Source organism: Shewanella sp. SW24, from assembly GCF_025653395.1.
GTDB lineage: Bacteria > Pseudomonadota > Gammaproteobacteria > Enterobacterales > Shewanellaceae > Shewanella > Shewanella oncorhynchi.
This window is the reverse complement of the sequence record NZ_JAKKSH010000001.1, coordinates 189,885-203,085: the sequence shown is the minus strand read 5'-3', so window position 1 is coordinate 203,085 and position 13,201 is coordinate 189,885. Positions and strand designations below refer to the sequence as shown.

Genomic DNA, 13,201 nt, shown 5'->3' with positions numbered 1-13,201 from the left:
TGAGAGAGTGTGTGTGATTGCTCCTTTCTCTAGCTTGCCCCTCCAACCAGGGGCATTTTTTTTGCCTGTTATGTTAAGCTTGCAGCCTCACTTTTATTCAGCATAGATTTTTTATCAGCGTGTCAGTCAAACTCAGAGACTATCAACAGCAAGCGGTTAATGCCGCCATCGCCCATTTTAGGCAAAGCCAAGCTTCCGCCGTACTCGTATTACCCACAGGCGCCGGCAAAAGCATAGTGATCGCCGAACTGGCACGCATCGCCAAAGGCAGAGTATTAGTGCTCACCCATGTGAAAGAATTAGTTGCACAAAATGCCGAGAAAGTCGGCCTCCTCACCGCACAAGCCAGTATCTATGCGGCGGGGCTTAATCAAAAAGCCACAGAGGGGAAAACCGTCGTTGCCAGTATTCAATCGGCGGCGCGGGGGTTAACCCAGTTCGATCAGCCGTTCTCGTTAGTCATTATTGATGAATGCCACAGAGTCAGCCTAGAAAAAACCAGCCAATATCAGCAAGTACTCAACCATTTACGTACGAAAAATCCCCAATTAAGATTGCTCGGTCTCACCGCCACGCCCTATCGCCTTGGCACTGGCTGGATTTATCAGCAACACTATCACGGCAAAGTAGGGTCTCCCGAACATGCCGTGTTCGAACATTGTGTGTTCGAGCTGCCCATAAGGCCGCTCATTAAGCAAGGTTACCTCACAGCGCCAACCCTGTTTGATGGCCTAAGTGCCCAGTACGACTTCAGCCAACTTAAAGCAAACGAGAATGGCGAATATGCCGAAGCCGAGGTTAACGATTTACTGGGACATTACGGCCGCGCGACCACTGCGATTGTGAAACAACTCATTGAACTGAGCCAACATAGAAAAGGTATTATCATTTTTGCGGCAACGGTACGTCACGCCAATGAGATTTTTAACATACTCAACCAAGCTCACGCTGCGCAGAGCGCCATTATCACGGCACAAACGCACGACAATGAACGTGACGCGACGATTGAACGCTTTAAAGCCCAAGAGCTTAAGTTTTTAGTCAACGTGGCTGTGTTGACGACAGGCTTCGACGCGCCCCATGTGGATTTGATTGCTATTTTGCGCCCTACCGCTTCAGTCAGTCTGTTTCAACAAATGATCGGCCGTGGATTGCGAATCGCTGAAGGCAAAAAAGATTGTCTTATCATCGACTATGCTGCCAATGGTTATGACTTGTATTTTCCCGAGGTCGGCCAAGCTAAACCCAACAGTAAATCGGTACCTGTGCAAGTGCATTGCCCAGTATGCGATTTTGCCAATATATTCTGGGGACTCACAGACGACGATGGCGACATTATCGAACACTTTGGTCGCCGCTGTCAGGGCATAGTCGAACAGCAAGGTAAAAAGCTGCAGTGTAACTTTCGATTTAGATCTAAATCTTGCCCTGATTGCGGCAAAGAGAATGATATCGCGGCGCGCATTTGCCAGCACTGCCAATCGACCCTCATCGATCCCGATAAACGCCTACGCCAAGTGCTCAGCCAGCAGCACCATCATTTATTCCGCTGCCAGCATATGAGCCTCATCGACGATGACGGCAATCTGAAAGTGCAGTACCTTGATATCGACGGTAATGAATTCAATCGCCGCTTTAAATTACAAACGCCGGCCCAGTGGCGAGCCCTATATGCCTTATTCATCTTTCCCCATAGCCGTACACCGGGATTAAAACCGAAAAAGTACACTAAGGTGACAGAGTTAATCAGCGATGCGGATAAATTCCGCATGCCCGATCTCTTGCTGCTGAAGAAACATAAAAAAGGCTGGGATCTGCTCGAAAGCTATTTTGATTATCAAGGTCGCTATCAAACTGAAAATAAACGCGGCTGACATTATCAATTCACTTAGGCCTATGGTATAAAACGACTAAAGTAATCCTAAGGAGCTATTATGTTCGTTGTTATTTTTGGCCGTCCAGGCTGTCCTTATTGCGTTCGTGCTGTGCAATTATCTGAGCAACTCGTTGAAAAACGTGATGACTTTAAGTTCAGATATGTCGATATCCATGCAGAAGGCATCTCTAAAGCAGATTTAGAAAAAACTGTCGGTAAGCCAGTTGAAACAGTACCGCAGATTTTTGTCGATGAGAAGCACATCGGTGGGTGCACAGATTTCGAGCAATATGTTCGTGAAAACAATCTGTTAGATTAAGCGCTATAGATATGTGATCCGCTTAATGCAAAAGGAGACCTAAGGTCTCCTTTTTAGTCTTTATCACAACCCAGTGGGATTAGAGCTTTCCATAAGATAGTGCTCGGTACATAAAACTGCCTAGAAAGCCCCCCTGAATCCAGCGCACCGTTGTCATCATCACTGCACATAATGTCAGCTTTAATATAATCACCAAACTCAAGATACGTTTCTTTTTAAAGATGCCGCATTAGTCGAACTTGCTAATGCCAATAATTATGTTAGAAAATATTTTGCAGTGGAATAAGTAAAACGAAGGTATTTAATTCGGTACTCAGTATTGGAGTTTAACGAGGGACATTCAGGGGGAAATTTGAGAGAGATACAGCTGAAAAAATAAGTGGTGGGTCGTGAAGGATTCGAACCTTCGACCAATTGGTTAAAAGCCAACTGCTCTACCGACTGAGCTAACGACCCATCTGATGTCTATTAAAACTGTTACTCTGATTTATACACTTTCAGTAAAGTGGTGTGTCATGAAGGATTTGAACCATTAGACTGATTGGTTAAAAGCCAACTGCCCTCACCTTATAAAAAATCGACTGAGCTAACGACCCATCTAAGTATTGCGATAAAACGATTCACTTATTGTAACATTTATAATGCAGATAATAAGTGGTGGGTCGTGAAGGATTCGAACCTTCGACCAATTGGTTAAAAGCCAACTGCTCTACCGACTGAGCTAACGACCCATCTGATGTTGCGCTGATTTATGCACTTTCAGTAAAGTGGTGTGTCATTAAGGATTAGAACCATTCGACTGATTGGTTAAAAGCCAACTGCCCTCGCTTTATAAAAAAAGCGACTGAGCTAACGACCCATCTGGTGTTGCACTTATTTATACACTTTCAGTAAAGTGGTGGGTCGTGAAGGATTCGAACCTTCGACCAATTGGTTAAAAGCCAACTGCTCTACCGACTGAGCTAACGACCCATCTGGTGTTGCACTTATTTATACACTTTCAGTAAAGTGGTGGGTCGTGAAGGATTCGAACCTTCGACCAATTGGTTAAAAGCCAACTGCTCTACCGACTGAGCTAACGACCCATCTGGTGTTGAGCTGATTTATACACTTTCAGTAAAGTGGTGGGTCGTGAAGGATTCGAACCTTCGACCAATTGGTTAAAAGCCAACTGCTCTACCGACTGAGCTAACGACCCATCGAGGTATAACGATAAAAATGTTCACTTATTTTGGCATCAACAATGCAAATAATAAGTGGTGGGTCGTGAAGGATTCGAACCTTCGACCAATTGGTTAAAAGCCAACTGCTCTACCGACTGAGCTAACGACCCATCTGGTGTTACGCTGATTTATGCACTTTCAGTAAAGTGGTGCGTCATTAAGGATTAGAACCATTCGACTGATTGGTTAAAAGCCAACTGCCCTAGCTTTATAAAAAAGCGACTGAGCTAACGACCCATTGTACTACTGACTATCTCATTAAATACCACTAACTTATTCTATTCATTAGAGTAAGTGGTGGGTCGTGAAGGATTCGAACCTTCGACCAATTGGTTAAAAGCCAACTGCTCTACCGACTGAGCTAACGACCCATTTACTGGTATTTCACGCCCCGAACGACCTCGCCGCTCTGAGGGCGCCTATAATACCTTTTTCATCTTCTCATGCAAGCGCAAATTCCCAATTTTTTGTCGTTTGCATGAAAAACAGACTAAGAGTATGTTTTTTAGTTAATTACGCTTTAATTGCAGCCAGTTGCTGCTGTGCAATGCGTGCTGCGGCGCTGTTTGCGTAATCTTTGACAACTTGTTGGTAGTATTGCATCGCACCAGCTTTATCACCGGTTTTCTCGGCGATCATGCCAAGCTTCACTAAACTATCTCCACGTTTATTAGAATCACTAAAACGATCAACCACAGTTTTGAAGGCTTGTTTGGCTTCTGCAAATTCGCTCTTATTAAATAATAGCTGTCCTAACCAATAGTTCGCATTCGCGGCATACACAGAGTCTGGGTATTGTTTGATAAAAGCACGGAAGGCAGGAATGGCATCGTCATACTTACGCTCTTTTAAGACTAAGTTAACGGCATTTTCATAACTTGCAGTTTCACTTAAACTACTTGCGGCAGCATTGGTCGATACCACAGAGGGGATTGATGTCGCTGCAGCTGCAGGTGCGGCAGATGCCTTTGAGGATAAATTAGCAAGCTCATCATATAACTGACGCTGACGCTCTTGCATCTGCTCAATCTGATAATTCTGTTGTTCGGTTAAACCGCGTAAATCGAGAACTTCCTGCTGCAGTGTATCAAGACGACGTTGCATCTCGAGCTCACTTTGTTGTCTCGATTTTACAATACGTTCGATACGAGCAAGTCTGTCATCACCCGAACCACCAGCAATATCCTCCACAGGAGCAGGCGCTGCAACTGCAGCGCCCGCACCAAGGAACATTGCCGTAATTAAGACGGCACGTTTCATTGTGTTACTCTCCGAGATTCAATCTTAGTAAACTAAAACTGCACGACGGTTTTTGCCAAAACCTTCATCAGTGCGAGAAAAATCAAGTGGTTTTTCTTCGCCATAGCTGACTACGCTCATTTGGCTTGGCTGTACGCCCATACCTTGTAGGTATTTAGCAACGGCTTTAGCACGACGTTCGCCCAGAGCAATGTTGTACTCAGGAGTGCCACGCTCGTCCGCATGACCTTCAATCAGTACGCGCACACTTGGGTGCTCAACTAAGTAAGTACCATGAGCTTCTAATACAGCGGCGAATTCAGTTTGAACTTCACTGCGGTCGAAATCGAAGTAAATGATGTGTTCTTTTCTCAACTCTTCTAACTGCTGACGTTGCTGCTCTTCAGATGACAACATAGCACCCACACCACCAGTTTGAATGCCACCATTCAGTTCGCTACCTGAACCGTTTGTTGAGCCCATTGCATCAGTTTCTGATTCTGAAGTTGAGCTACATGCACTAATAGCCATAATTGGAAGTGCTACCAACATAGCTTTTAACAACTTATTCAGATCCATTACGTGTTCCTTATAAAATTAAATGTGATTAAATCAAGGTATAACATTAGAGAAACGGAGACCAAGAAGGTGATTTCACCTCGCCTTGACCCACGGGTAATCTCGCTTTAAAGCGTCCATCCGTAGAAACAGCTGCTAATACTTGCTTACCTTGGTGTGTAGTGCCATATATGACCATAGTACCATTAGGCGCCACACTTGGGGATTCATCCAAGCGTGTAGAAGTTAGCACCTGCATAAAACGCGTATTTAAATCCATACGCGCAATATTAAACTTACCGTTAGTACGGTTAACAAAAATCATACTACGTCCATCTGGCGTAATTGAACCACCAAGGTTCCATTCACCTTCAAATGTTTCACGACTCACTTTACCTGAACTTAACTCTACGCGATAAATTTGCGGTCTACCACCACGTTCAGAGGTGAAAATCAACGACTTCCCATCAGGATACCATGATGGTTCAGTATCGATAGCATAGTGATTGGTAATACGCTTAATCGCTTTTGTCGCAATATCGATAACATAGATCTCAGGCTGACCATCCTTAGACAGCGTCACAGCCAAAGATTTGCCATCAGGAGAGAAAGCCGGCGCACCGTTAATACCAGGGAAAGAGCTCACTTTAGTGCGCACTTGGGTATAAAGGTCTTGTACGAAAATCTCTGCTTTTTTATTTTCAAAGCTAACATACGCCAAACGACGCCCATCAGGCGACCAAGTGGGTGACATTAATGGCTCAGGTGAGCGCAGTAACATTTGCTCGTTAAAACCATCATAGTCAGCAACCATCAACTGATAAGGTGCTTTTTGAGTATGATTAACCACGACGTAGGAGATCCGCGTTAAGAATGCACCGCGAATACCGGTTAACTTTTCATAGACGATATCGCTAATTCTATGACCATATTGACGAAATTGCGCTGCTGAAATCACAGTTTGGCGACTGTCCATCAAAAATTCTGTAGCGCTGACTGAGCCTTTCAATGCTTGGTTTTGTGCTTTAACTAAATCGATTAAATCAAAGCTCACCAAATACTGATCGGTTCCGTAAGGTTTCACAGTACCTAACACCACAGCTTCTGCGCCAACGCTAGACCATGAACTAGGTTGAAACTGAGCCAAAGCACCAATATTGCGCTGAGGTAGTCCGAGCTCGTCTAAAGGTTTAAAGGTACCGCTACGAGCTAAGTCAGACATCACCACATCAGCAATCGCTTGTGGCGGTGCGCCAGGACCTTGCCATACAAAAGGCATCACAGCGATGGGACGCGCTGCGTCAACACCTTCTGTGATCACAATATCCAATGCCGCTTTCGCGGGGGTGGTGCACAGCATAACTGCCAGTGCTAACCATTTTGCCAATATTTTCATGGTGCTCCTTTAATTAAACGTTGGTTCAACGATTAAGTTAATTTCTTTCATCAAGTTATAAACCGCAGGATCCGGAGACACAGGCAGTTTGCCCGCTTTCAAAATCGCCGCTTTTGCTGCACGACAAACGTTGGGATCACCACCTTTTGTTTGGCTGCTGATCACAAACCCATCATTCGCTAAACGCACAGAGACAGTACAAGTCTTTCCACGCATAGATTCATCCACTACCAAATTACGTTGAATAGTTGATTTTATCATTGCCTGATACTTACCGACTTCACTCTGCATCTGCTTATTCATGGTTTGCGACAGCGCCGCTTGCTCAGCCGCTAATGCATCAGCCATTTCCTGCTCTTGATCGGCAAGGGCTTTAGCATCTGCTTTAGCTTTAGCATCTGCTTTAGCTTTGGCATCCGCTTTAGCTTTGGCATCCGCTTTAGCTTTGGCATCTGCTTTAGCTTTAGCATCTGCCTCCGCTTTAGCTTCCGCATCTGCTTTTTGCTTACGGTCAGTTTCAGCTTTCACTGCAGCAGCTTCTTCAACCTTGCGTTTTTCAGCGGCTTTTTGTGCGGCGTCTTCAGCAACCTTACGCTCCTGCTCTTTCAGCTTACGGTCGGCTTCGGCTTTGACCGCCTTTTCCTTTTCCTGCTGCTGTTTCACCTGGGCTAATTTGGTCGCTTCATTGGCTTTTTGAATCTCAATTTCCTGCTGCTTACGTTCTTGCTCTAGCTGTTTAATCTGAGCTTGTTCGCGCTCGCGTGCCTGTTTCGCTTCTTGAGCTTTGCGTTCAAGCTCGGCTTGACGTTCTTGCTCACGGCGTTCGGCATCACGCTTTTCTTGCTTAAGTTTCTCAACTTGATTAGCCACTTTTTGCTGATCAACCATAACCGCTTTGATTGCTGGTGCGCTAACTTGTTGCATAGGCTCAGGTTTGTGAGAAAAATCTATTCCTAATGCCAGAATAATTATCACGCCAATATGAATACCCGCTGAAATTGACAGAGGTAATGTTACATCTGACTTATCTGCCACCTATTTCTCCTTGGGTGAATCCGTCATCAAACCGACTGATGGCACGCCAGATTGCTGCAGTGTCACCATCAACTGAATCACTTTATCGTAAGGAATATTTCTATCGGCTTTAACCACAACAGGACGCTCAGGTTCAGTCACGATAAGTGCAGCCACTTCCGTTGCCAATTCTTCCAAATCCATAGGCACATTCGTTGAACCGCCTTTATTGAGGAAGTAATCACCATCACCATCGATTGAAGCAACAATGGGTGGCTTACTGTCATTGGGTAACACTTCTGCCGCCCCTTGAGGCAGCTCCACTTTGACCCCTTGGGTCACTATGGGTGCTGTTACCATAAAAATAATTAACAGCACGAGCATGACGTCGATATAAGGCACCACGTTGATTTCAGCAACGGGGCGACGACGTTTGCGCTGATAAGCTGGTTGCATTATGCCCCTTCCTTCTCACTGTATGCTTGGCGATGCAAAATGCTGGAGAACTCTTCCATAAAGTTTGCGTAAGCCATTTCTAATTTATCGACTTGAGTCGAGAAACGGTTGTAGGCGATTACCGCTGGAATTGCAGCAAATAAACCCATAGCCGTTGCAATCAAAGCTTCAGCAATACCGGGGGCAACCATAGCTAAGGTGGCGTTTTCCATCGAACCAATAGCGATAAAAGAATTCATGATCCCCCATACAGTACCAAATAAACCGATATAAGGGCTAGTCGAACCAATCGTAGCCAATAACGGTAAGTTAGCTTCTAACTTTTCCATTTCGCGAGACAAGGTCACACGCATAGCACGCGATGTACCATCCATGACGGCATCGGGCACTTTGCTATTTAATTTATTCAGGCGTGAATATTCCTTAAAGCCAGTCACAAATAATGACTCTAAACCGCTATTATCTGGACGAGATGATAATTCTTTATATAAACGGTTTAAATCAACACCTGACCAAAATTTGTCTTCAAACTTCGCCGATTTACTTTTTGCGGATGTCAGTAAGCTACGGCGTTGTAAAATCACCGTCCAAGACATCACCGACAAGCAAAGTAAAGTGAACATAACAAATTTCACTAATAAACTGGCTTGTAAAAATAACCCAACAATCGACATATCAGCTTGCACTGTCAAACTCCTGCACAATATTTAAGGGAATAGCTCGGGGACGCATACGTGATAGCGCAACACAAACAACCAGCACTGTGCCTTCACAATAACAGTCTCCCTGTTTATCGACCAAGCGTTGATGAAAGATCAACGAGGCCTTTTTCAACTCTATGACCTTAGTTTCAACAATAAGGTTCTGTTCAAAACGTGCTGCTTTGCGAAAATCGAGTTCCGCACGCTTTACGACAAAAGCAGTGTCGTCGGCTAATAACGCAGTCTGACTCACGCCAAGGGCTTTTAGCCACTCGGTTCGCGCGCGCTCAAAAAAGTTGAGGTAGTTCGAATGATAGACAACGCCACCAGCGTCGGTGTCTTCGTAATAGACTGAAATTGGCCAATGAAACATCATTTGAAAATAAGCAAATTTTGGTTGAAAAATTGACGCTTACTATACCTAGGGAAACAAGACTTGTGAATGACCCGATGAAGATATAGATAGGAATAGCGCGGGTTTCAGATGAATAGGGGCAATTGTAAAAGAGAATGGGGTCAAACGACCCCATTTTATTAACATAGTTAGTTATTTTGCGATAGCTTGTGGCAAGGTTAAGCCAAAACTCTGCCACAAGAAACTGTAGATGTCGGCAAATTCGTCGATCTTCATCGCCGTGGGCTTACCCGCTCCATGACCAGCATTTGACTCGATACGCATAATGACTGGTTTATTGCCCTGCTGTTTCTCCTGCAGCATGGCCGCAAACTTGAAACTGTGTAATGGCACAACACGATCATCATGATCCGCAGTCATTACCATAGTCGCAGGATAAGCTTGTGCTTTTACATTATGATAGGGCGAATAAGCCAATAGCGCAGGGAATTGCTCTGCTTTATCGGCACTGCCGTATTCACTCGTCCAAGCCCAACCAATAGTGAACTTGTGGAAACGCAGCATATCCAAGACGCCCACCGCAGGTAATACGGCAGCAAAAAGTTCAGGACGTTGAGTCACAGCAGCGCCCATCAACAGACCACCATTACTGCGGCCATAGGCACCGAGTTTAGAGCTGTTGGTGTATTTTTCGTTTACCAGATATTCAGCAGCAGCAAAATAGTCATCAAACACATTTTGCTTTTTGTCGAACATCCCCGCTTGATGCCAGCTTTCGCCATACTCAGCGCCGCCACGTAAACTCGGCACGGCATAAATGCCACCCATGTCTAACCAAGCGATATTAGCAGGGCTAAAACGTGGTGTCATCGAAATGGCAAAACCACCATAGGCATAAAGTAATGTCGGATTTTGACCGTTTTTCACTAAGCCCTTTTTATAGGAGAGCATCATAGGCACACGCGTACCGTCTTTGCTGCTATAGAAAACCTGTTCAGAAACATAGTCATCGGGATTAAACGAGACTTTGGGTTTAGCAATGACGGTTGAACCGCCAGTTTTAAAATCAAACTTATAGGTGGTTTCAGGCTGAATATAACTATTAAACACATAATAGAAATAATCTTTGCTGGCTTTACCAAAAGGCCCTGCCACATTGCCAAGACCAGGCAATGCCACATCTTGACGCTTCTGACCACCCATACTGTAAATCGATAATTGACCTAACACATCATGTAAATAACTCACCACTAAATGGTCATTAATAATGGCGACATTATTAATCGGATCTTTAGACTCAGGAATAATCGTTTGCCATTGCGATTTATCACTATTGCGGGTGTCAATCGCAATCACTTTACCATTAGGCGCCTCTAAGTCGGTTTTGAAATAAAACACTGAACCATCATTACCGAGAAACTCATATTCAGCTTCTAATTTGAGGATCAATTCCACCACTTGGGATTTAGGCTCAAATAACGATTTATAGAAGAAACGATTACGCTTATCCGTACCTTGAGAAATCGACAGTAATAAGTATTCACCTTTCTCAGAGACATCAATGCCAAAGCCCCAATCTTTATTCTGTGGACGCTCATAAATCAATAGATCTTGATGTTGGTCTGTGCCTAATTTGTGGTAATACACTTTTTGGTTAAAATTAACGTCAGCTAAGACATCACCCCCTGCTGGGGCATCATAACGGGCGTAGAACACACCTTGGTTTTCTTTATCCCACACTGCACTAGAAAATTTAATCCATTTCAGTTCATCGGCCAGTTTCTTACCGGTTGCAATATCAACGAACTGCCATTGCTGCCAATCTGAGCCAGAATCTGAAACACCATAAGCTAAAATTTTACCGTCATTACTCACTGCCACGCCGGATAAGGCAACAGTGCCATCCGCAGACAGTTTATTTGGGTCAAGAACAGGCTTTTCAACACCATCTAAACCTTTAACATACAAAACCGATTGTGCCTGTAGGCCATCATTGCGGTAGTAAAATTGGTTGTCGCCGTTTTCAAACGGAGCAGAGACTTTTTCGTAATTCCAAAGTTCTGTAATACGTTCGACCACAGCTTGTTTATTGGGGATCTTAGCGAGGTAGGCTTGACCAAAGTCTTGTTGTTCTTTTACCCACTCTTCAGTTTCAGGCGTATTGGCCTCCAGATGACGATAAGGGTCGGCCACTGCGACACCATGAATGGTTTCGACGAGGTCATCTTTTTCAGTAACAGGGTAAACGAGTTTAGTTGCGCTTGCCTGCTCAGTCGAATTTTGCTCAGGTGCATTGCCACTTTGGCAGGCACCGAGTGCCATCCCCAATGTGGCCACTAACAAACCTTGCTTTGCAAGGCGAAATCTTAATGCCATCGTGTTGTCGTCCTTCTTATGGTTTCGGGCTTAAGGCCTTTTCAGCAAGTACTATACAAGCAAAAAAAATCATGGCAATGGCGTAACTTAATATGAAGTTTTTTAAGCTGTATCGTGAATTTAACAAAATAGCAGCAAGGATAAGCTTATTGAAGTGTATTATTATGCATTAATAGTGAGTTATAAGTTATTAATCAAGGTAAATAGTGACTTAAGTGATATAAATCACCTTTGTAGCCATTAGAATTACTAATGTTTATAGGCAATTTTTCTCGTTTGTTTTACAACAGGTTTCCCAATAGAATGTGCTTGTTTTCAGGAGATAACTGCTTGCAGATATCGAAAACAAAGAACTTTTAAACTGGTGTGTTCCCAACACTTCAGTTTCTTTTCTGGTTCTTATGCTTGACTTCCTTCCTTCAATTTGTTGATTGCAAATGCATTATTTTTGCGGCCCGCTTAGTTTAAGCGGGCTTTTTTTTAGCATTTCAAACACAATCCTGATTATTGCAACGGCCAAGTTTTATACTTCATCTATATTACTCGTACTTATCCCACTCTCGCTTTCTGCAGTACTTGTTGAGGTGGATATGTCATCACTACAAATTAAAAAATCTCATTATTTTTACCCATACTCGCAAATTGAGCGAATCATTCGATTAAAGTGGCATACTGCCTGAACTCTCCTTCTTTTAAAAACGACAATGCCAAGTCATAAACTTGGCATTGGAAAACACTTAAAACCTAGGTAAAACAAACACTACAAAGGTTTACTGATCCGTATAACAACACGACGGTTACGCGCCCTTTCATCCATATCATCATTGGAAGCCACATGACGACGCTCACCATGCCCAAATGTGACAATACGATCTTGAGGAATACCACTGGCAACAAAGAACTCTTTTACCGACGCAGCTCGTGTATCCGACACTTTCTGGTTTACTGAACGGCCACCATAACTGTCGGTATACGCATCCACCAGCACTAACTCTACCAAGGGATCATAGGCTAAATATTCTTGTACCCGAGACAGTTGTTGCTGGGAGAAACGAGTTAAATCGGTCCCGCCTTCATCGTAATTTAATACAGTAAAAGCAATATCTTCAAAGCTATAGGGCAATAAATGCGCTAGACAAGCTTTAAACTCAGTATATTTACGGCCAAAATTAGCTGAAGACAAACCCACAGCTATCTTATTCGACTCATTATACCAATCAGCATAGTAAAACGTTGGTTCCATACCGCGACTCAACTCTGCCAACATAGACCAAGCTGCGCGCTTAGGCACTTCCCCGTTAAAGTACTTTTGATAATGTAATGAAGTGATCTCTTTTGATACCACACCAGGACGCCACTGCGGCGCGCGGCTAATTAATTTCGCCTGCGTCACTTGATCAGGTTTTACCCACATATCTAAGGTAAAAGTCATATTCTGCTGTTTACCCGCTTCACTGGTAAAAATCGCTTTACCGTAAGAAGGAATATCATGCTCAAGGCGACAGACGATGGGAGTATTTTCACTCACTCGCCACTGGGAATCACTTAAAGAGGCGACATAATGGCGCAACTCTGCCATTGCAGTTGCTGGAACGCATAAAATTGATACTAATATCAGTTTTCGCCACATAGCCTTTACTCATGTTTAATCGGTTACATGGCTTTATCGGCAAACTATTTAGTTCCTT

Annotated in this window: 11 protein-coding genes and 9 tRNA genes; 2 read left to right on the top strand and 18 right to left on the bottom strand. The window is 43.9% G+C overall.

The features are described 5' to 3' along the window. Positions 1-119: 119 nt before the first annotated feature. Both L5M17_RS00950 and L5M17_RS00945 read left to right on the top strand, forming a co-directional pair. Positions 120-1,874: a DEAD/DEAH box helicase gene (locus tag L5M17_RS00950; protein ID WP_263144573.1), complete on the top strand. Its 1,755-nt coding sequence runs from the start codon at positions 120-122 to the stop codon at positions 1,872-1,874. A gap of 60 nt (positions 1,875-1,934) precedes the next feature. Continuing rightward, entirely contained in the window at positions 1,935-2,195 is a 261-nt protein-coding gene (locus L5M17_RS00945; protein ID WP_028760344.1) for a GrxA family glutaredoxin, read from the top strand. A gap of 380 nt (positions 2,196-2,575) precedes the next feature. Here L5M17_RS00945 and L5M17_RS00935 read toward each other — a convergent pair. The 18 genes from L5M17_RS00935 to motY all read right to left on the bottom strand — a co-directional run bounded on the left by L5M17_RS00935 (position 2,576) and on the right by motY (position 13,143). Then, positions 2,576-2,651 (bottom strand) — tRNA-Lys (locus L5M17_RS00935). A 199-nt stretch (positions 2,652-2,850) separates the two neighbouring features. Beyond that, positions 2,851-2,926 (bottom strand) — tRNA-Lys (locus L5M17_RS00930). A gap of 37 nt (positions 2,927-2,963) precedes the next feature. After that, positions 2,964-3,054, bottom strand: a tRNA-Lys gene (locus tag L5M17_RS00925). Positions 3,055-3,091: 37 nt separating this feature from the next. Further along, positions 3,092-3,167 (bottom strand) — tRNA-Lys (locus L5M17_RS00920). 37 nt (positions 3,168-3,204) lie between these two features. Further along, positions 3,205-3,280: transfer RNA gene (locus tag L5M17_RS00915), tRNA-Lys, on the bottom strand. Between the two features lie 37 nt (positions 3,281-3,317). Beyond that, a tRNA-Lys gene (locus tag L5M17_RS00910) sits at positions 3,318-3,393 on the bottom strand. A gap of 59 nt (positions 3,394-3,452) precedes the next feature. Then, positions 3,453-3,528: transfer RNA gene (locus L5M17_RS00905), tRNA-Lys, on the bottom strand. 37 nt (positions 3,529-3,565) lie between these two features. Beyond that, a tRNA-Lys gene (locus L5M17_RS00900) sits at positions 3,566-3,655 on the bottom strand. A gap of 58 nt (positions 3,656-3,713) precedes the next feature. Then, positions 3,714-3,789 (bottom strand) — tRNA-Lys (locus L5M17_RS00895). A gap of 142 nt (positions 3,790-3,931) precedes the next feature. Next, positions 3,932-4,678, bottom strand: a complete 747-nt coding sequence (gene ybgF, locus L5M17_RS00890) for a tol-pal system protein YbgF (RefSeq protein WP_028760345.1) — start codon at positions 4,676-4,678, stop codon at positions 3,932-3,934. A gap of 24 nt (positions 4,679-4,702) precedes the next feature. Further along, the gene (gene pal / locus L5M17_RS00885; protein ID WP_028760346.1) at positions 4,703-5,236 is read right to left on the bottom strand and encodes a peptidoglycan-associated lipoprotein Pal; all 534 of its coding nucleotides are present in this window, start codon (positions 5,234-5,236) and stop codon (positions 4,703-4,705) included. Positions 5,237-5,282: 46 nt separating this feature from the next. After that, the gene (gene tolB / locus L5M17_RS00880; RefSeq protein ID WP_219234548.1) at positions 5,283-6,611 is read right to left on the bottom strand and encodes a Tol-Pal system beta propeller repeat protein TolB; all 1,329 of its coding nucleotides are present in this window, start codon (positions 6,609-6,611) and stop codon (positions 5,283-5,285) included. Between the two features lie 9 nt (positions 6,612-6,620). Next, complete coding sequence (gene tolA, locus L5M17_RS00875) at positions 6,621-7,646, bottom strand: cell envelope integrity protein TolA (protein WP_028760348.1); 1,026 nt, start codon at positions 7,644-7,646, stop codon at positions 6,621-6,623. Continuing rightward, the gene (gene tolR / locus L5M17_RS00870; protein ID WP_028760349.1) at positions 7,647-8,081 is read right to left on the bottom strand and encodes a protein TolR; all 435 of its coding nucleotides are present in this window, start codon (positions 8,079-8,081) and stop codon (positions 7,647-7,649) included. After that, positions 8,081-8,767, bottom strand: a complete 687-nt coding sequence (tolQ, locus tag L5M17_RS00865) for a protein TolQ (RefSeq protein ID WP_028760350.1) — start codon at positions 8,765-8,767, stop codon at positions 8,081-8,083. The genes tolR and tolQ overlap by 1 nt, the downstream gene beginning before the upstream one ends. Beyond that, the gene (gene ybgC, locus L5M17_RS00860) at positions 8,757-9,158 is read right to left on the bottom strand and encodes a tol-pal system-associated acyl-CoA thioesterase (RefSeq protein WP_006081251.1); all 402 of its coding nucleotides are present in this window, start codon (positions 9,156-9,158) and stop codon (positions 8,757-8,759) included. Before ybgC ends, tolQ begins: the two co-directional genes overlap by 11 nt. 171 nt (positions 9,159-9,329) lie before the next feature. Then, positions 9,330-11,513: a prolyl oligopeptidase family serine peptidase gene (locus L5M17_RS00855; RefSeq protein WP_263144570.1), complete on the bottom strand. Its 2,184-nt coding sequence runs from the start codon at positions 11,511-11,513 to the stop codon at positions 9,330-9,332. A 760-nt stretch (positions 11,514-12,273) separates the two neighbouring features. Continuing rightward, the gene (gene motY, locus L5M17_RS00850) at positions 12,274-13,143 is read right to left on the bottom strand and encodes a flagellar protein MotY (RefSeq protein ID WP_113938782.1); all 870 of its coding nucleotides are present in this window, start codon (positions 13,141-13,143) and stop codon (positions 12,274-12,276) included. Positions 13,144-13,201 lie beyond the last annotated feature (58 nt).

Excerpts from the sequence above, each read along its gene's own strand:
- L5M17_RS00945 (WP_028760344.1), top strand. The coding sequence starts at position 1,935 with ATGTTCGTTGTTATTTTTGGCCGTCCAGGCTGTCCTTATTGCGTTCGT.
- ybgF (WP_028760345.1), bottom strand. The coding sequence starts at position 4,678 with ATGAAACGTGCCGTCTTAATTACGGCAATGTTCCTTGGTGCGGGCGCT.
- pal (WP_028760346.1), bottom strand. The coding sequence starts at position 5,236 with ATGGATCTGAATAAGTTGTTAAAAGCTATGTTGGTAGCACTTCCAATT.
- tolB (WP_219234548.1), bottom strand. The coding sequence starts at position 6,611 with ATGAAAATATTGGCAAAATGGTTAGCACTGGCAGTTATGCTGTGCACC.
- tolR (WP_028760349.1), bottom strand. The coding sequence starts at position 8,081 with ATGCAACCAGCTTATCAGCGCAAACGTCGTCGCCCCGTTGCTGAAATC.
- ybgC (WP_006081251.1), bottom strand. The coding sequence starts at position 9,158 with ATGATGTTTCATTGGCCAATTTCAGTCTATTACGAAGACACCGACGCT.
- L5M17_RS00855 (WP_263144570.1), bottom strand. The coding sequence starts at position 11,513 with ATGGCATTAAGATTTCGCCTTGCAAAGCAAGGTTTGTTAGTGGCCACA.
- motY (WP_113938782.1), bottom strand. The coding sequence starts at position 13,143 with ATGTGGCGAAAACTGATATTAGTATCAATTTTATGCGTTCCAGCAACT.